At 68.4% G+C, this 16,672-nt stretch carries 15 protein-coding genes; 6 read left to right on the top strand and 9 right to left on the bottom strand.

The annotated features are described in order from the left end of the window. Positions 1–18: 18 nt before the first annotated feature. The 3 genes from WS46_RS23005 to WS46_RS23015 form a co-directional block, all read right to left on the bottom strand. Positions 19–1,305, bottom strand: a complete 1,287-nt coding sequence (locus WS46_RS23005; protein ID WP_059691875.1) for an Nramp family divalent metal transporter — start codon at positions 1,303–1,305, stop codon at positions 19–21. A gap of 230 nt (positions 1,306–1,535) precedes the next feature. Beyond that, a complete protein-coding gene (locus WS46_RS23010) occupies positions 1,536–1,784 on the bottom strand; it encodes a hypothetical protein (protein ID WP_059526416.1) in 249 nt (82 codons plus the stop codon). Positions 1,785–2,253: 469 nt separating this feature from the next. After that, a complete protein-coding gene (locus WS46_RS23015) occupies positions 2,254–2,688 on the bottom strand; it encodes a universal stress protein (protein ID WP_059526413.1) in 435 nt (144 codons plus the stop codon). A gap of 414 nt (positions 2,689–3,102) precedes the next feature. Here WS46_RS23015 and WS46_RS23020 point away from each other — a divergent pair, with 414 nt between their 5' ends. From WS46_RS23020 to WS46_RS23040, 5 genes are all read left to right on the top strand, one after another. Continuing rightward, positions 3,103–4,587, top strand: a complete 1,485-nt coding sequence (locus WS46_RS23020) for an amidase (RefSeq protein WP_059691876.1) — start codon at positions 3,103–3,105, stop codon at positions 4,585–4,587. A gap of 246 nt (positions 4,588–4,833) precedes the next feature. Then, complete coding sequence (locus WS46_RS23025) at positions 4,834–5,529, top strand: hypothetical protein (protein ID WP_059526404.1); 696 nt, start codon at positions 4,834–4,836, stop codon at positions 5,527–5,529. Between the two features lie 120 nt (positions 5,530–5,649). Beyond that, positions 5,650–6,471, top strand: a complete 822-nt coding sequence (locus WS46_RS23030) for an arylamine N-acetyltransferase (protein WP_059691877.1) — start codon at positions 5,650–5,652, stop codon at positions 6,469–6,471. 98 nt (positions 6,472–6,569) lie between these two features. Beyond that, complete coding sequence (locus WS46_RS23035) at positions 6,570–6,746, top strand: ribbon-helix-helix protein, CopG family (RefSeq protein ID WP_059691878.1); 177 nt, start codon at positions 6,570–6,572, stop codon at positions 6,744–6,746. 107 nt (positions 6,747–6,853) lie between these two features. Further along, positions 6,854–7,714, top strand: a complete 861-nt coding sequence (locus tag WS46_RS23040; RefSeq protein ID WP_059691879.1) for a class I SAM-dependent methyltransferase — start codon at positions 6,854–6,856, stop codon at positions 7,712–7,714. Between the two features lie 25 nt (positions 7,715–7,739). Here the strand turns inward: WS46_RS23040 and WS46_RS23045 are convergent, their stop codons facing one another. The 5 genes from WS46_RS23045 to WS46_RS23065 form a co-directional block, all read right to left on the bottom strand. After that, positions 7,740–12,581: an NAD-glutamate dehydrogenase gene (locus WS46_RS23045; protein ID WP_059691880.1), complete on the bottom strand. Its 4,842-nt coding sequence runs from the start codon at positions 12,579–12,581 to the stop codon at positions 7,740–7,742. Between the two features lie 43 nt (positions 12,582–12,624). After that, positions 12,625–12,957, bottom strand: coding sequence for a hypothetical protein (locus WS46_RS34385; protein ID WP_063892210.1), 333 nt, complete (start codon positions 12,955–12,957; stop codon positions 12,625–12,627). Positions 12,958–13,073: 116 nt separating this feature from the next. Next, positions 13,074–13,262, bottom strand: coding sequence for a 4-oxalocrotonate tautomerase (locus tag WS46_RS23055; RefSeq protein WP_014898956.1), 189 nt, complete (start codon positions 13,260–13,262; stop codon positions 13,074–13,076). A 59-nt stretch (positions 13,263–13,321) separates the two neighbouring features. After that, a complete protein-coding gene (locus WS46_RS23060) occupies positions 13,322–14,098 on the bottom strand; it encodes a class II aldolase/adducin family protein (RefSeq protein ID WP_059691881.1) in 777 nt (258 codons plus the stop codon). Continuing rightward, complete coding sequence (locus WS46_RS23065; protein ID WP_059691882.1) at positions 14,073–14,966, bottom strand: urea transporter; 894 nt, start codon at positions 14,964–14,966, stop codon at positions 14,073–14,075. The genes WS46_RS23060 and WS46_RS23065 overlap by 26 nt, the downstream gene beginning before the upstream one ends. A gap of 275 nt (positions 14,967–15,241) precedes the next feature. Between WS46_RS23065 and WS46_RS23070 the strand changes: the two genes are divergently transcribed. Beyond that, positions 15,242–15,802 (top strand): putative glycolipid-binding domain-containing protein, encoded by a 561-nt coding sequence (locus WS46_RS23070; RefSeq protein ID WP_059691883.1) that lies wholly within the window; start codon positions 15,242–15,244, stop codon positions 15,800–15,802. Here WS46_RS23070 and WS46_RS23075 read toward each other — a convergent pair. After that, positions 15,757–16,668 carry an alpha/beta fold hydrolase gene (locus WS46_RS23075; RefSeq protein ID WP_059691891.1) on the bottom strand — a complete coding sequence of 304 codons (912 nt, stop codon included), beginning with the start codon at positions 16,666–16,668 and terminating at the stop codon, positions 15,757–15,759. The genes WS46_RS23070 and WS46_RS23075 overlap by 46 nt on opposite strands. Between the last annotated feature and the right edge of the window lie 4 nt (positions 16,669–16,672).

The raw sequence follows: 16,672 nt of genomic DNA on the forward strand, positions 1-16,672 counted from the left end.
GCATGTGACCGATGCGGCTTACCCCGGCACGAACACCCCCATCGCCGCGATCGCCATCGCGAGCGTCGCGGCCCAGCCACCCCACGCCAGCGCGCCCGTCACGGCGAACTTGCCCATGATGCGCCGGCTGCCGGCCATCAGCATCATCACGACCATGATCGGAACGGCGGTCACGCCGTTGATGACCGCACTCCAGTAGAGCGCGCGGATCGGGTCGAAATGCATGAACGTGATCGCGACGCCGCCGACGATCGCCAAGGCGATCACCGCATAGAATTCGGGCGCGACGCCGAGCCGCAGCGCGAGGCTGTTGCGCCAGCGGAAGCTGCCTGCGGCCGCATAGGCGGCCGAGCCGGCGAGCACCGGCAAGGCCAGCAGGCCGGTGCCGACGATCCCGAGCGCAAACAGCGTGTACGCGAAGTGTCCGGCAATGGGCTCGAGGGCGCGCGCGGCGTCGGCGGACGTCTTCACTTCGATGTGGTGCATGTAGAGCGTAGCTGCTGCCGTCAGCGTGATGAAGAACGCAATGACGTTCGATACGCCCATGCCGACCCAGGTATCGAAGTTGATTCGTTGCAACTGCGCGGGCGCCTGATGCGGTGCGCGCCGTAACGCATGCTGGCTCGGCTCCGCATGCAGTTCCTCGACCTCCTGCGACGCTTGCCAGAAAAACAGATACGGGCTGATCGTGGTGCCGAGCACGGCGATGACCGTGGTCAGATAGGGGGCGGTGAACTGGACATGCGGCCGCACGATCGCGCGGCCGACCTCGCCCCAGTGGACGGGCACGATGAGCGCCACCGCGACATACGCGAGCAGGACCAGCGCGATCCATTTGAGCAGACGCGCATAGCGGTCGTACGGCACGAAAATCTGCAGCACGACCGACACGCCGCCCAGGCAGACGACATAGAGTTCCTGAGGGCCATGCAGCAGAAGATTGACCGCCGCGCCCATCGCCGACAGGTCGGCCGCGATGTTGATCACGTTCGCGATCAACAGCAATGCCACGGCGCTGTAGAGCAGCCATGGCGGGTAGTGCGCGCGCATGTTCGACGCGAGGCCCTTGCCCGTCACGCGGCCGATGCGCGCGCTGACCAGCTGGATCGCCGTCATCAGCGGATAGGTCAGCAGCAGCGACCAGAGCAGTTCGAGTCCGAACTGCGCGCCCGCCTGCGAGTACGTTCCGATGCCTGAGGGATCGTCGTCGGCGGCACCGGTGACGAGGCCCGGCCCGAGGCGCCGGAGCCACGTTGCCGCGCGCGGACGAGGCTGCGCGGTATCGAGGGACTCGTTGTCGTTCATGGCGGCGACCCGTGGGGAGGGGCAGTCGAGTCGCAATCGGCGTGCCCGGGCCGTGGGGCGGGCGGTGCCGGTCGGTCAATGCGTTCCGAATACCGAACGCGGCGCGGCAGAAGACCGGCTTGGCCGACGTTGGGGAAGCCGGGGGATGCGGGAGAAAACGGACTGCGCTCGTGAAAGAGCGCCGCCGGGCAGCGACGAGAGCGACGCAGCCGGGGCGATACGCGTCGGCGTCAGCGAGCCGCCATCGCAACGTTCCGATCGGCGCGCCCGGTCACCAGGCAGCCGGACATGAACGCCTCGCGCTGGCTGTCGGCGGCCGCGTTGCCGAAGCCGCGGCTGAGCGCGTCGTATTTCACCTGCTCGGCGCCCTGCGAGCACGCCATCGGGCTGGCGTCGCGGCCTTGCGCGTGCAGCAGTGCCCGATCGCCGATCAGGTAGGCCAGCAGCGCGAAAAAGGCGATGTGCACCACTCGTCTCATGATTCGTCTCCTTGTTACGCAAGCGTAACAAGGACACGTTTCGGGAGGCACTTGGGGCTTCCCCCGGTAAACGTCTGCGGAAATGGCTGCAGGCCGGGGCGCTCGCATACCGCGTTTTGCCGCGCGAACGAGGAAAGGAGCGATGGCCCGCCGCACCGACGCGCGATTGACGCGAGTTTGACGAATGTCAGGTTGGGGGCAGGGCGAGACGGTCGCGCCGGCAGTCAAAGCGATAGCATGAATGCATGTTTCAACGGAACGCGATGCGCGGCAAGCGATGCACGCAGCGGCTCCGGACGCAGCAGGTACGTGCCGAACATCGCTATCGAAATAGTGAGGAATCCAAATGCTTAACGTCTCTTCCGTCCTGATCAGTCTCGCGCCGCTGTGGGCCATTCTGCTGATTGCATCTTCCGCCGCGACCTACCTCGTGTTCTGGCGCAAGGTCATCAAGTAAGCGCCGCACCGTTCATCGCACTGCCGTCACCGGCACATTCGAGATCCGCACGAGCCGGTCCATCACGCTGCGACGGAACATCGACAGCATCGCGTGAAACGGATCCTGCCGCGGCGCGACGACGACGATTTCGTCGCAGCCGGTCTCGGCCGCGACGGCCGCGATCGTGTCGGCCACCGGCCCGACCTTCTTCACGATGCTGTACCGGACACCGGCTTCCCGCAACACCCGCTCCGCCATCGCCAGATCGTCGCACGCGAACTTGTCCTCGATCGACTGTAGCCGCGACAGCGGGTGAAACGCCTCGAGCCGCGTCGACTCGAGCGGCGCCTGCACGTTGATCAGCACGATTTCGGATGCACAGCGTTCGCGATACAGGAAGGTCGCGTGGCGGACCGCCTGCAGCGAGCGGGGTGAATGTCCGACCGGAACCAGCAGTTTGAGCATGGAAAATGCTCCGTAGTCGAGATGTTCCCAGCGTAGTGCGCCGCCGGATCGCGCGACCTAAATAGATTGGGCGGGCGCGTAAAAATGTCGTCAACGTCCATCGCCTCGTGTTGCGCCTATTAGAAATATAAGAAATTTAGGTTTATGCGCATAAACGTTTACACCAATCGGCCGGGCAGCAGCCCGACGCTGGCGGTCGAGCGGCGCACCCCGCCGATTTAGTCGAATCCTCAATGAATCGCGGCGGAAAATATCGGAGGTCGAGCATCCGGCGTCGCGTAGAGTAGAGCATCGACCGCGCCGCGGCCCGCCGTTGCTTCTTCCCGGCGACATCCCGGCGCCTTCCCGGCCGTTCGCGACGGACCGCCGCCACCATGCGGCCCGCCATTTCATACCGATTCCAGGAGACCTCGCATGCCGCACGGCGCCCCGCAGCTTCTCGCTCCCGCTTCCATCACCGTCGACCCGATCGTGCGCCTGTCGGCCGGCGAGCTCGCGTCGGCGATCCGCGGCAAGGCGGTTTCGTGCGTCGAGACGATGCGTGCATATCTCGATCACATCGAGCGCGTGAACGGCGCGGTGAACGCGCTGGCCTCGCTGCGCGAGCGCGCCGTGCTGCTCGCCGAAGCCGCGGAAAAGGACGCCGCGCTGGCCCGCGGCGAGTATCACGGCTGGCTGCACGGGATGCCGCAGGCGCCGAAGGATCTCGCGATGACCAAAGGGCTGCGGACGACCTACGGCTCGCCGATCTTCCGCGATAACGTGCCGCAGGCCGACTCGGTCGGCGTCGGTCGAATGCGTGCGGCGGGCGCGATCTTCATCGGCAAGACCAACACGCCGGAATTCGGCCTCGGCTCGCATACGTTCAACGAAATCCACGGCGCGACACGCAATCCGTACGACCTGACGAAGAGCGCGGGCGGCAGCAGCGGCGGCACGGCGGCGGCGCTCGCCGCGCGCATGCTGCCGGTCGCGGACGGCAGCGACTTCGGCGGCTCGCTGCGCAATCCGGCCGCGTTCTGCAACATCTACGGGTTCCGGCCGTCGCAGGGCCGCGTGCCGCGCTGGCCGGGCGTCGACGTGTTCATGCAGCAACTCGGCATCGAAGGGCCGATGGGCCGCACGGTCGGCGACGTCGCGCAGCTGCTCGCGATCCAGGCCGGCTACGACCCGAACGACCCGCTGTCGCTCGCGGAGGATCCGGCCGTGTTCGCGAAGCCCCTCGACAAGGACCCGCGCGGCGAGCGCATCGCTTGGGTCGGCGACTGGAACGGTTATCTCGCGACCGAGCCGGGCGTGCTCGCGCAGTGCGAAAAGGGCCTCGCGACGCTGCGCGAGATCGGCTGCGACGTCGATGCGGCGCTGCCGGCGTTCGCGCCCGAGCGCATCTGGCGCCTGTGGCTCGCGCATCGGCATCTGCTATCCGGTGGCGGGCTGCTCGCGCACTATCGCGATCCGGCACGGCGCGCGCTGCTGAAGCCCGAGGCGATCTACGAGGTCGAAGGGCTGCTCGCGATGCAGGGCGCCGAGGTGTTCGACGCGAGCATCGAGCGCACCGCGTGGCACCAGGCGGTGCTGAACTTCTTCGACCGCTACGACTTCATCGCGGCACCGACCGCGCAGGTGTTCCCGTTCGACGTCGAGCAGCGCTGGCCGAAGGAAATCGCGGGCCGCGCGATGGATACCTACCACCGCTGGATGGAAACGGTCGTGCCGTGGACGCTGGCCCGCTGCCCCGTGATCAGCGTGCCGGTCGGCTTCAACGACGCGGGGCTGCCGATGGGGATGCAACTGATCGGCCGGCCGCGCGCGGACCTCGCGGTGCTGCAGCTTGCGCGCGGCTACGAGCAGGCGGCCGACTGGGTCGGCCAGCGTTTGCCGGCGTGGATGGCTGCGTGATGCGCGCCGCGGCGTCGATCGCGGATTCCCGAAACAAGCGCGATTGATGCGGAAAAGGAACGAATCCGGACGCGTGCCCGGCATCGCGCGGCAAACGCGGACGAATGCGCGCGGCGAGTCCGGACGGCCGCGGAATTGCAAGCGGCCGCGGCGCGCGATTTCGTTTCGATGTGTTTCAGTCGTTGCGGCAGCGCGCGACGCGCTTCGACAATATCGGCCTCAATCATTCGGGCACGAGGCAAACAGATGAAGCATATTCGCGTGACGGGCAAGCAGTTGGCATCGGCGGGCATCGCACTCGGCATCCTGCTGGGCGCCAACGGCGCCGCGCATGCGCAGCTCGACCTGCAATCGATCGGCTCGGCGCTGCTCGGCGGCGGGGGGCAGCAACAGGCCGCGCCCGCGCAGGGCGGCGTCGCGCAGCTGATGCAGGCATACGTCGGCGCGAATCAGCAGGTGCTGGCCGGCCAGTCGTCGCTCGCGTCGGCGATGGGGCTTACCGGCGCGGCCGGGCAGGCGCAGCAGGCCGCCAGCCTGCTCGGTGGCGGCAACGCGTTGACGCCGGCCGCGCTGTCGCAGATGGGCGGCGCGCAGCAGTCGGTGTCGCAGGCGCTCGGCCAGGCGTTCGCGAGCGGCGGCGCGACGCACGGCCCGGTCGACAAGCAGGCGTTCAGCAACGGCCTCGCATCGCTCGGCCAGGGCCTCACGCAGTATTCGCAGCTGCAATCGGGGCTCGGCAATCTCGGTTCGACCAGCGCCGCATCGCTGCTGCAGTCGGGCCTGAATCCGCAGAACATGCAGGCGGCGTCGTATATCGCGCAGAGCGCGCCGGGCCAGTTGCAGTCGCTCGCGTCGACGCTCAGCCAGGCCGTGCAGTTCGCGACGAGCCAGGGCATTTCGGTGCCGGCGGTCGCGTCGTCCGCGCTGAAGCTGCTGCCGTAACGTTGCCGCGAACCGCGCGTCGCGGTGCCGGCGGCGCGCGCGGATTCGGGATGGCCCTGCGCAACATGGGGATATCGCGCGATGCTATCGTTGCGTGTTCCCCGTTCCCGGTGCCGGTTCATGACTGACTCGTTCGACCTCCCGCGCTACTTCGCCCGCATTGGCTACGACGGCCCGGCCGAGCCGACGCTCGACGTGCTGCGCCGGCTGCATTTGCTGCACCCGCAGGCGATTCCGTTCGAAAACCTCAATCCGCTGACCGGCGCGCGTGTCGCGCTCGACCTGCCGGCGATCGTCGACAAGGTGATCGGGCGCCGCCGTGGCGGCTACTGCTTCGAACTCAACAAGCTCTTCTACACCGCGCTCACGACGATCGGTTTTCGCGTGACGCCGCTGATCGCGCGCGTGCGCTGGATGCGGCCGCCCGAGATCGTCACCGCGCAGACGCACATGCTGCTGCGTATCGATCTCGACGGCGCGGCGTGGCTCGCGGACATCGGCTTCGGCAGCGCGACGCTGACCGCGCCGCTGCGCTTCGTGCCGGGTGAGCGGCAGATGACGCCGCACGGCGCGTTTCGTGTCGTCGGCGCGCCGGTCGACGGCGAATTCGACATGCAGTTCGAGATCCCCGACGGCTGGCAGACGACTTACCGCTTCTCGCTGAAACCGGCCGAGTGGATCGATTACGACGCCGCGAACTGGTTCACGTCGACCTATCCCGAATCGATCTTCGTGAACGACCTGATTGCCTGCCGCGTGCTGCCGGACGGCCGCGCGGCGCTGTTCAACACCGTGCTGACCTTGCGCGACGCGGCGGGCGCGGGGCGCACCGTCACCTTCGACGACGCGGCCGCGTGGGGCGCGTGCCTGCGCGACACGATCGGCATCGATACGACCGGCTTCGACCTCGACGCGCTGTTCGTGCGGGTGGCGGCGCGGTGAACTCGATATAAACACGTTGGAGCGGCGTCGACGTCCGCCGCGCCGCCGGCTCCGGTGTCCCGATTGAAATTTGCTGGATTGCTGGCATGCTAGCGCGCATGACCGACGACGAAGTGAAGCAATTCAACGTGTATCTGCCGCTGAGCCTGATCCGGCGGGTCAAGCATCGCGCCATCGAAACGGAGCAGTCGCTGTCCGCGCTGGTGGCCGACGCATTGCGCGCGGATCTGGCGGCACCGCAGCCGGGGGCCGGGCTGTCCACCACGGAGGAATGACATGTCATCCGAGCGAATCGAAGCCGTGTATCTGACGACGCACAACCGGGGCAAGTCCGCGAAGTCCTTCCGGGCGCCGGGCAAGCCGGGCGCGTGAGGCCGCGACGATGACCGACCTCCATCATGACGCCCCCGACAGCACCGCCGCACGCGTCGCGCTGTGGCGCGCGCTGCACGTCGAACTCGATGCGCCGCCGCACGTGCTCGCCGACGAAGTCGGCCTGCGCCTGCTCGCGCCGGCGCCCGGCTGGCAGCAGCGCGGCGACATGGATCCGCGGTTCACGCGGCCGTTTCGCGCATCGATCGTCGCGCGGGCGCGCTTCATCGAGGATCTCGTCGTCGAGCAGGCCGCGCGGGGCGTGAGCCAGTACGTGATCCTCGGCGCGGGCCTCGACAGCTTCGTGCAGCGCCGGCCCGAGATGGCGTCGCGCCTGACCGTCTTCGAGGTCGATCCGCCCGCGCCGCAGGCGTGGAAACGCCGCCGGCTGACCGAGCTCGGCTTCGGCGTGCCGGACTGGCTGCGGTTCGTGCCGGTCGATTTCGAGGCGAAGCAGTCGTGGCGCGACGCGCTCGTGCGCGCGGGCTTCGATCCGGGCAAGCCGGCGGTCGTCGTGTCCACGGGCGTCAGCATGTACCTGACGCGCGACGCGAACGCGGCGGCATTGCGCGAAGCCGCGTCGCTCGCGCCGGGTTCGACGTTCGCGATGACGTTCCTGCTGCCGCTTGAGCTTGCCGATCCGGACGTGCGTCCGGGGCTCGAGATGGCCGCGAAAGGCGCCCGCGCGAGCGGCACGCCGTTCATCAGCTTCTTCCTGCCGGCGGAGATCTGCGCGCTCGCGACGGAGGCCGGCTTCGCGCGGGCCGGGCACGTGTCGGCCGCGGAACTTGCACGTCGCTACTTCGCCGATCGTACGGACGGCCTGCGCCCGCCGGACAACGCGGAAGAGTTGCTCGTCGCGACGGTGTGATCCCGGCGCGACCCGGGGTCACCCGTCACGCGCGTTCGAGCACGGCCATCTCGCGCACGACCACCAGCAGCACCGCGAGGCTTGCGCCGCCCGACGCGCGCAGGTCGGCGAGCAGGTGCTCGTAGCGCTGCAGCGCGGCTTCGCGGCGTTCGCGCCATGCATGGACGATCGTCTCGGGCGCCGTCGAATCGGCCGATTCCGCGAGCGCGCTGGTGGCGAGCGTGCGTTTGAGCCGTGCGATTTCCGCGAGCGCGGCCGCGCGCGCCAGCATGTCCCAGTGCGTCGGGGTCGGCAGCGTGGCCGCGCGTTCGCCGATCCACCCGTAGTTCAGCAGCGTGCCGAGCGAGAAGTAGACGCCCGCGACCAGTTCGAGGCTGCGATCGCAGGTCGCGGCCACTTCGGCGATGTCGAGCAGCGCGGCGGAGATGTCGCCGCTCGCGACGCGCACCGCGAGCGCGCTGTCGACGCCGGCATCGACCAGCACGCGCTGCCGCTCGGACAGCGCTTCCAGATCGTCGGCCGGCAGCAGCGACGGCAATTGCGGCGCGATGCGCTGCACCGCGTCGCGGCAGCGCGCGATCAGTCCGGCGACGCCGCCGTCGGCCACCGCGCCCGACTGCAGCTGCCGCAGGAACCACAGCGCCGCGCGCTCCAGCAGCCGCGCGACGTCGACGAACATGCGCGCCTGCACGTCGTCCGCGACGCGGTTGTCGAGTGCGTCGATGTCGCGCCATACCGCATCGAGATCGAACACGTCGCGCGCCATGATGCAGGCGCGCACGATGTCGCCCGGCTTCGCGTCGGTTTCTTCCATCAGCCGGTGCACGAACGCGCAGCCGACCCGGTTGACGAGCGCGTTGGTCAAGTGCGTCGCGAGGATCTCGCGGCGCAGCGGGTGGCGATGCATCGGTTCGCTGAAGCGCTGCTGCAGCGGCTTCGGGAAATAGTCGACGAGCATCGCGGCGACGAGCGGATCCTCGGGCACGTCGGATTCGAGCAGCGCGTCGTACAGCCACATCTTGCTGTAGGCGAGGAGCACCGCGCGCTCCGGCGACGTGAGGCCCTGCTTCGCGGCCTGCCGCTCGGCGATCTCGTCGTCGGTCGGCAGGAACTCGATCACGCGGTTCAGGCGGCCCGCGCGTTCGAGCCAGCGCATCAGGCGCGCCTCGGCGTCGAGCAGCTCGACGCCGTAGCGGCCCGCGATCGACAGCGCCTGCGTCTGGTAGTAGTTGTCGCGCAGCACGAGCAGCCCGACTTCGTCGGTCATTTCCGCGAGCAGGGCGTTGCGCTGCTTCTCGGTCATCTCTCCATCGGTGACGACGAGCCCGAGCAGGATCTTGATGTTGACTTCGTGATCCGAACAATCGACGCCGGCCGAGTTGTCGATCGCGTCGGTGTTGATGCGGCCGCCGCGCTGCGCGAACTCGATGCGGCCGAACTGCGTGCAGCCGAGGTTGCCGCCTTCGCCGACGACCTTGCAGCGCAGGTCCGCGCCGTTTACGCGTACCGCGTCGTTCGCGCGATCGCCGACCTGCTGGTGGGTTTCGCGCGCGGCTTTCACGTAGGTGCCGATGCCGCCGTTGTACAGCAGGTCGACCGGCGCCTGCAGGATCGCGCGGATCAGCTCGGTCGGCGGCAGCGCGTGCGCGTCGATGCCGAGCGCGGCCTGCACGGCCGGCGACAGCGGGATCGTCTTCGCGGTGCGCGGATAGACGCCGCCGCCCGCCGAGATCACGGACGTGTCGTAGTCGGCCCAGCTCGAGCGTTCGAGCGCGAACATCCGCTGGCGCTCCGCGAAGCTCGTCGCCGGATCGGGGTTCGGGTCGAGGAACACGTGCCGGTGATCGAACGCCGCGACGAGCCGGATATGCGGCGACAGCAGCATCCCGTTGCCGAACACGTCGCCCGACATGTCGCCGACACCGACCACGGTGAAGTCGGTCGTCTGCGTGTCGATGCCCATCTCGCGGAAGTGCCGCTTCACCGATTCCCAGGCGCCGCGCGCGGTGATCGCCATCTTCTTGTGGTCGTAGCCGACCGAGCCGCCGGATGCGAATGCATCGTCGAGCCAGAAGCCGTATTCGTGCGAGATCGCGTTCGCGTAGTCGGAGAACGTGGCCGTGCCCTTGTCGGCCGCGACGACGAGATACGGATCGTCGGGGTCGTGCCGTACCACGTCGGGCGGCGGCACGATTGCGTTGCCGGCGAGATTGTCGGTCAGGTCGAGCAGGCCGCGCAGGAACGTCTGGTAGCACGCGACGCCCTCGCGCATCCACGCTTCGCGATCGCTCGGCGGCGGCGGATTCTTCACGACGAAGCCGCCTTTCGACCCGACCGGCACGATCACGACGTTCTTCACCATCTGCGCCTTCATCAGCCCGAGCACCTCGGTGCGGAAGTCCTCGCGACGGTCGGACCAGCGCAGCCCGCCGCGCGCGACGCGCCCGCCGCGCAGGTGCACGCCCTCGACGCGCGGCGAGTACACCCAGATCTCGAACATCGGCTTCGGTTCGGGCAGGCCGGGCACCTTCGCCGGATTGAACTTGAACGACAGATACGGCTTCGATTCGCCGTTCGCGTCGTGCAGGAAATAGTTGGTGCGCACGGTCGCGTTGATCACGCCGAGGAACTGGCGCAGGATCCGATCCTCGTCGAGGTTGGGGACCTGGTCGAGCGCCGTCTCGATCGCCTTCAGCACGCGTTCGACCTGCACGTCGCGCGTGCCGCCGGTGGCCGGGTCGAAGCGCAGCAGGAACAGCTCGACGAGCTGCCGTGCGATCGCCGGGTTGCCGGTCAGCGCACGCTCGATGTACGCGTCGCTGAAGGTCGAGCCGACCTGCCGCAGGTATTTCGCATACGCGCGCAGGATCGTGACCTCGCGTGCGCTCAGATGCGCGCGCAACACGAGACGGTTGAAGTCGTCGTTCTCGATCCGGCCGCTCCAGATGCGATCGAACGCGTCCTCGAACAAGTCCTTCACGCGCTCGATGTCGAATTCGGTATCGTCCGCGAGTTCAAGGCCGAAGTCGTGCACCCACGCGGGCGCGGCATCCTGCGTCTGGATCCGGTACGGCCGCTCCTCGTCGACGCGCACGCCGAGATGCTCGAGCATCGGCAGGCTGCGCGACAGCGCGATCGGGTCGCCCGCGCGATACACCTTGAAGCGGAACGCGCGGGCCTCGGCCTCGATCGGGCGATACAGGTTCATCGCGAGCTGGCCCGACTCCTTCACGCGCTCGATCAGTTCGATGTCGCGCACGGCCGTGCGCGCCGGGTAGTCGTCGCGATAGCCGGCCGGGAACGAGTCCGCATAGCGCTGCAGCAGGCGGTTGCCTTGTTCTTCTCCGAAGGCGTCGAGCAGCGCGTCGGCGAGATCGTCCTGCCAGCGGCGCGTGACTTGCACGAGCCGCGTTTCGAGTTCGCGCGTGTCGACGTCGGGCATCGTGCCCGGTTCGGCATGGACAACGAAATGAATTCGCGCGATCGCCGATTCCGACAGCAGCGGCGTGAATTCGACGTTCACGCCGTTGTATGCGTCGACGAGCAGCTTCGCGATGCGGCGGCGCAGGTCGGTGTTGTACTTGTCGCGCGGCACGAACGCGAGGCACGACACGAAGCGGTCGAAGCGGTCGCGCCGCACGAACAGGCGCGTGCGCTGGTGTTCCTGCAGGCGCAGGATGCCGAGCGCGATGTCGTAGAGCTGGTCTTCGTCGGCCTGGAACAGTTCGTCGCGCGGATAGGTTTCGAGCACCGTCACCAGCGACTTGCCGAGATGTCCCTTCGGCAGGAAGCCCGCACGCTTCACGATGTTCGCGCATTTGCGGCGCACGATCGGAATATCGGTGTACGAACCGAAATAGGACGTCGACGTATACAGCCCGATGAAGCGGCGTTCGCCGCTCACCTTGCCGTCGGCGCCGACGAGTTTGACGCCGACGTAGTCGAGATAGCCGGGCCGGTGCACGGTCGCGCGCGAGTTCGCCTTGGTCAGGAAGATGGGCCAGGGGCCGGTGATGATCTCGGCGGCGGCCGGCGGCAGCGGCGTCACGTCGGGCGCGCCGGGTGCGCGCAGCGATTCGCGCAACAGGCCGAAGCCGGAGCCTTCGACGCCGCGCAGCCCGAAGCCCGTGCCGTCCGACACGAGCGCGTAGTCGCGCTGGCCGAGGAATGTGAAGTGATCGGCGGCCATCCATTCGAGGAACGCGCGCGCCTCGATGTCTTCCGCGGTGGATTCGCGGGCCTTCATGTCCTTGATCGTCGCGCGCGCGATGTCGACGATCTTCGGCCAGTCCTCGACCGACGCGCGCACGTCGCCGAGCACGCGCGCGATGTCGTCGCGCAGCGTGTCGAGCAGCGCGGCGTCGCCGCAGCGGTCGACTTCGAAGTGGATGAACGACGCGAGTTGCGACTGGCCGTCGCCGGGCGTCGCGCCACCGGCGTCGACGCGCTCGATTCCGCCGTTGCCGCCGCGCCAGATGCGGAACACCGGGTGCAGCGCGGAATGCAGCGCGAGTCCGAGGCGATTGACGGCCATCGTGACCGAGTCGACCAGGAACGGCATGTCGTCGTTGACGATCTCGATCACCGTGTGGTCCGAGTGCCAGCCGTGCTGTTCGAGGATCGGGTTGTAGACGCGCAGCCGCTCGCTGCCGGGCACGAATTTCTGGGCGGTCTGCCAGTGCGCCATCGCGGCGCCGTAGAGGTCGGCGATGCTGCGATTCTGCAGATCGTCGGCGTCGACGAAATCGTAGTAATGACGCAGGAACGGTTCGACGATCCGGAACGTGGCTTCGGGCAGGCGCCCGCGCGCGAATTCGACGACATCGGAGAGCAGGTGTGCGACGACTTCCTCGTTCTTCGCTTCCATGGCGGTCTCCCGGGTGGCCATTGGCTGCTGCGTGTGTTCGGCATTATGCGCCGATTGATGTGCCGGTTGCGTGACGAAGCGATGTGCGGGCGCACAACGCGGAGCAGGGAAGGGCGGCCGCATGCGACGCCGGCTGCCGGCGTCGCATGGGAGGTCGGGCCGGCGCCGGCGGCTTCAGATCGGGGTGCCGCGCGGCGAGCGGATTCATGATGTCGGGCAGCATCGTGGTCCGCGGCGGCGACACGAATTCGCGGCAGGCGCCGGATTCGTGTCGCGGGCGGGCCTCGTCGATCTGCCGAAGCGATCGATCCGGTTGCGCGCCCATCGAAAGGATCATGTCGTTCAGTGCGGCGGCGATACGCAGCGCGGCGAGCATGCGGTAGCCCGAGCGCGCCGCATCGTGCGGCGCGTGCGTCCGGATGTCACCGCGATGTCACCACAATTCGAACGCACGTCGCAGGGCAGGTTCCACCGGCGCCGAACTCGCCGGTATCAGCGCTCGTCGCTCCACAGCTTGCCGGCCGTCGCCCAGTTTTCCTTCTTCACGTCGGCGAGGATGATGTCGACCGAGCCCGGGTCGCAACCGAGTGTCTCGCACGTGACGCGCGTGATCGCTTCGACGAACGCGCGCTTCTGCTCGACGGTGCGGCCTTCGAACAACTGGATATTGAAAGTCGGCATGACTGAATGCTCCGATGGTTGGGGGTGAACGATTCGTCGGGAGAGTGGCGATGGCGCCGTCAGTCGCGATACGACGGATCGATCCGGTCGAGGCGGCGCAGCAGCGCCGGCCATTCCAGTTCGCCCTCGATCGCGCCGCCGTCGCGCAACTGCCCGGCCGTGCGGTCCGCGACGGCCGGCTCGGGCAGCACGAGCGGCCCGCCGCCTGCCTGCGCGCGTATCTGGATGTCGCAGGCCTTGATCAGCGTATCCATCAACACATACGCCTCGGCAACGGTCCGGCCGACCGTCAGCGTGCCGTGGTTGCGCAACAGCATCGCGGATTTCGCGCCGAGACTGGCGGTCAGTCGCGCGCCTTCGGCCGGCGAGAACGCGAGCGCCTCGTAGTCGTGATACCCGAGATCGCCGTGAAACCGCAGCGCGTGCTGCGACGCGGGCAGCAGCCCGTCGCGCTGGATCGACACGGCGATGCCGGCCGTATTGTGCAGGTGCATCACGCAGACGGCGTCCGGCCGCGCGGCATGCACGGCCGCGTGGAGCGCGAAGCCGGTCACGTTGACGGCGTGTTCGCCGTCGCCGATCCGGTTGCCGGCCAGGTCGATCTTCACGAGATTCGATGCGCGGACCTCGTCGAACGTGAGGCCGAACGGGTTGATCAGGAAGTGCCCGGGCTCGCCCGGCACCGTCGCGGACAGATGCGTGTAGATCAGGTCGTCCCAGCCGTTCAGCGCGACGAGGCGATACGCGGCGGCGAGATCGACGCGCAGCCGGCGCTCGGTGTCCGAGATCGGGCCGCCGGGCTTCACGGTGTCAGGACGGTGTGCGAATGACGACATCGGGTTCTCCGAGGGTGAAGCGGCGCGTGACGAGCACCGTGATCCACGACGCGAGTGCGAACGGGGCCGTGAACGCGGGGAGGCCCGCGCGTGTCGCGAGCCACTGGAGCAGCGCGGCGAGTGCGGCGGCCGCGAAAGCCGCGCGCAGGCCGCGCGACATCAGCGCAAGCGCGGCGAGCGCGCCGTTGAAGCCGAGCAGGCCGTCGGCGAACGACGCGCCGTTCGCGCCGGACGCGACCAGCAGCACGGTCGACACGATCGCGCCGCCGAGCGCGAAGGCGGCCCCGCGGCGCGACGCGACGGCGAGGCCCGCGACGATCAGCATGCCTGCCCACGGGCCTTGCGCGAAGGTGGTCTGTGCGATGCCCGAAAGCAGCGCGTCGGCGATGGAAGGCAGTGTAAGGGGCGCACCTGCCGCCGCGTCGGTCGCATGCTGCGATGCGACAAACGGTAGCCACAGCGTGGTGATGACGAGGCATGGGCTCGAATACGGGCACTGGCGCCAGCGGGCGAGCGGTACGCGCACCGCGCGCTGCACGAGCGCCGCGCCGATCGAGACCGCCGGCACCAGCGCGATGGCGGCGAGCGATGACGGGGCGAACTGCACGGCGATCAGCGCGGCGAGCGCGCCGTTGAAGCCGTGAAGCCCCTGTTCGACGTCGCGGCGCTCCGTGCCCGTAAGCACGGCGGTCATGCTGGCGGCGGCCGAGCCGACCAGCGCCACGGACGCAAGCCGCAAGTCGGTCAGCGCCAGCGCGGCGAGCAGCAGCGCGCCGGTGACTGCATTCGCCTGCAGGACGATCTGCCCGATGCCGCGCAGCAGGGTGCGCAGGTCGATCGACGGCGAGGCAGGGCGGGCGGTAGGCATGGCGGCGGTGGAGCAGGACGAGCCGCGAGCATAGGACACAATCCCGTGCACCGGAATAGGGAATTCTGGATAGTCAGGATTTGTGGCGGATGCCCCGAATTGGGGAATGACGATGCTCGGGGGCTGCCGCATTGGCGTTTTCGGGCGAATTGCGGTTTCGGACGTGAATTCGGGCAATGGCCGGTTTTTTTGGCCCAGGTGCGCGTCGGGGTTCACGTCTTCGATCGGGATTCGTGCGACGATCCCCTGCATCGGACCAACCGGGAGGCGAAGGAATGCGCGAGGTGCGTTGGGCGTCGCTCGAGGGCGACGGAGTCGAACATCTGACGTTCGACCGGAGTGGCGGCGGCATCGTCGTCGAAAGCGCGGTGGTCGGCCAGCGGTACGGCCGCGCATACGGGCTCGCGTATCGTGTCGAGTGCGATCCGCACTGGCGCGTGACGTACGCGGTGCTCAAGGTGATGGGCGGCGGCACGCTGGAACTGCACGGCGACGGCGCCGGGCACTGGCGCGACGGGTCAGGCCGTGCGCTGCCGGAACTGGACGGCTGCGTCGACATCGACATCGCGGCGACGCCGTTCACGAACTCGCTGCCGATCGGCCGCCTCGGTCTTGCGCGCGGCGAGCGGCGGCCGATCGACGTCGCATACGTGTCGATGCCGGACCTGAAGGTGACGCCGGTCAAGCAGGCGTATGCGTGCATCGAGCCTGGCCGGCGCTACCGCTACGAAGGTATTTTCCGGAACTTCACGGCGGAAATGGACATCGACGCCGATGGGCTCGTGATCGATTACGAAACGCTGTTCAAGCGCCTGCCGGCGCTGACGGGGCGTTGAATGGTGGCGTTCGTTACCGCCGGCCTCTCATACACCGCCGCGAACCGGTCGATCCGCGCCGCGATCAACTCCGGATTGCGCATGACGATCCAGTGCGCGCCGTCGATTTCCTCGCGCACGTGCTCGCCGAGCCAGCGATCGAGATCGACCGACATTTCGGGCGTCACGTAGCGGTCGCGCACTGGCACGAGGATCTGCACCGGCGCCTGCGCATACCGCTCGCGCGGCTTTCTCGCCCGCGCGAGGAAGTTCGCGCGGTAAAGCTGCAACCCGTTCAGCGCGTTCTTCAACTGCGCCGGGTCGCGCTCCGGCCGCACGCGCTCGGTCAGCTGCAGCCAGCGCGGCCACAGCGCGGCGCCGCCGAGGCGCCACACCAGCGACGGCACGACCGGCAGGTGGAAGAACGCGATGTACCACGACTTCACGCTTTGCCGGAGCCGCATCTTCGCGCGGAACACGTGGTCGAGGCACGGGCCGGAGATCGACGTGTACGACGCGATCCGGCCGCGGAACGCGGGATCGGTCACGGCCTCCCAGCACTGGATCGACCCCCAGTCGTGACCGACCAGATGGAACGGCCGGTCGCCGCAGGTCGCGTCGGCCACCGCTTTCAGGTCTTCCGCGAGCCGCGCAAGTGTGTAGTCCGCGCGGCGGCGCGGCGCATCGGACGCGCCGGCGCCCCGCACGTCGTACGCGATCACGCGATAGCGCTTCGCGAGCCGCGCGCGGACCGATGCCCACACGGCCGCCGAATCGGGATAACCGTGCACGAGGATCAGCGGCGGCGCGCGCCGCGGTCCGCTGACGTAGACGGCGAGTTTCACGTCGCCGGAGCGGACGATCAGCATCTCGTGTGCGCGCGCCATGACG

The sequence above is a fragment of the Burkholderia sp. RF4-BP95 genome (assembly GCF_001521985.1).
GTDB classification, from domain to species: domain Bacteria; phylum Pseudomonadota; class Gammaproteobacteria; order Burkholderiales; family Burkholderiaceae; genus Burkholderia; species Burkholderia diffusa.

Bases quoted from the DNA above. Each gene is read 5' to 3' on its own strand.
- WS46_RS23005 (WP_059691875.1), bottom strand. From the start codon at position 1,305: ATGAACGACAACGAGTCCCTCGATACCGCGCAGCCTCGTCCGCGCGCG.
- WS46_RS23010 (WP_059526416.1), bottom strand. From the start codon at position 1,784: ATGAGACGAGTGGTGCACATCGCCTTTTTCGCGCTGCTGGCCTACCTG.
- WS46_RS23015 (WP_059526413.1), bottom strand. From the start codon at position 2,688: ATGCTCAAACTGCTGGTTCCGGTCGGACATTCACCCCGCTCGCTGCAG.
- WS46_RS23020 (WP_059691876.1), top strand. From the start codon at position 3,103: ATGCCGCACGGCGCCCCGCAGCTTCTCGCTCCCGCTTCCATCACCGTC.
- WS46_RS23025 (WP_059526404.1), top strand. From the start codon at position 4,834: ATGAAGCATATTCGCGTGACGGGCAAGCAGTTGGCATCGGCGGGCATC.
- WS46_RS23030 (WP_059691877.1), top strand. From the start codon at position 5,650: ATGACTGACTCGTTCGACCTCCCGCGCTACTTCGCCCGCATTGGCTAC.
- WS46_RS23035 (WP_059691878.1), top strand. From the start codon at position 6,570: ATGACCGACGACGAAGTGAAGCAATTCAACGTGTATCTGCCGCTGAGC.
- WS46_RS23040 (WP_059691879.1), top strand. From the start codon at position 6,854: ATGACCGACCTCCATCATGACGCCCCCGACAGCACCGCCGCACGCGTC.
- WS46_RS23045 (WP_059691880.1), bottom strand. From the start codon at position 12,581: ATGGAAGCGAAGAACGAGGAAGTCGTCGCACACCTGCTCTCCGATGTC.
- WS46_RS34385 (WP_063892210.1), bottom strand. From the start codon at position 12,957: ATGCTCGCCGCGCTGCGTATCGCCGCCGCACTGAACGACATGATCCTT.
- WS46_RS23055 (WP_014898956.1), bottom strand. From the start codon at position 13,262: ATGCCGACTTTCAATATCCAGTTGTTCGAAGGCCGCACCGTCGAGCAG.
- WS46_RS23060 (WP_059691881.1), bottom strand. From the start codon at position 14,098: ATGTCGTCATTCGCACACCGTCCTGACACCGTGAAGCCCGGCGGCCCG.
- WS46_RS23065 (WP_059691882.1), bottom strand. From the start codon at position 14,966: ATGCCTACCGCCCGCCCTGCCTCGCCGTCGATCGACCTGCGCACCCTG.
- WS46_RS23070 (WP_059691883.1), top strand. From the start codon at position 15,242: ATGCGCGAGGTGCGTTGGGCGTCGCTCGAGGGCGACGGAGTCGAACAT.
- WS46_RS23075 (WP_059691891.1), bottom strand. From the start codon at position 16,668: ATGGCGCGCGCACACGAGATGCTGATCGTCCGCTCCGGCGACGTGAAA.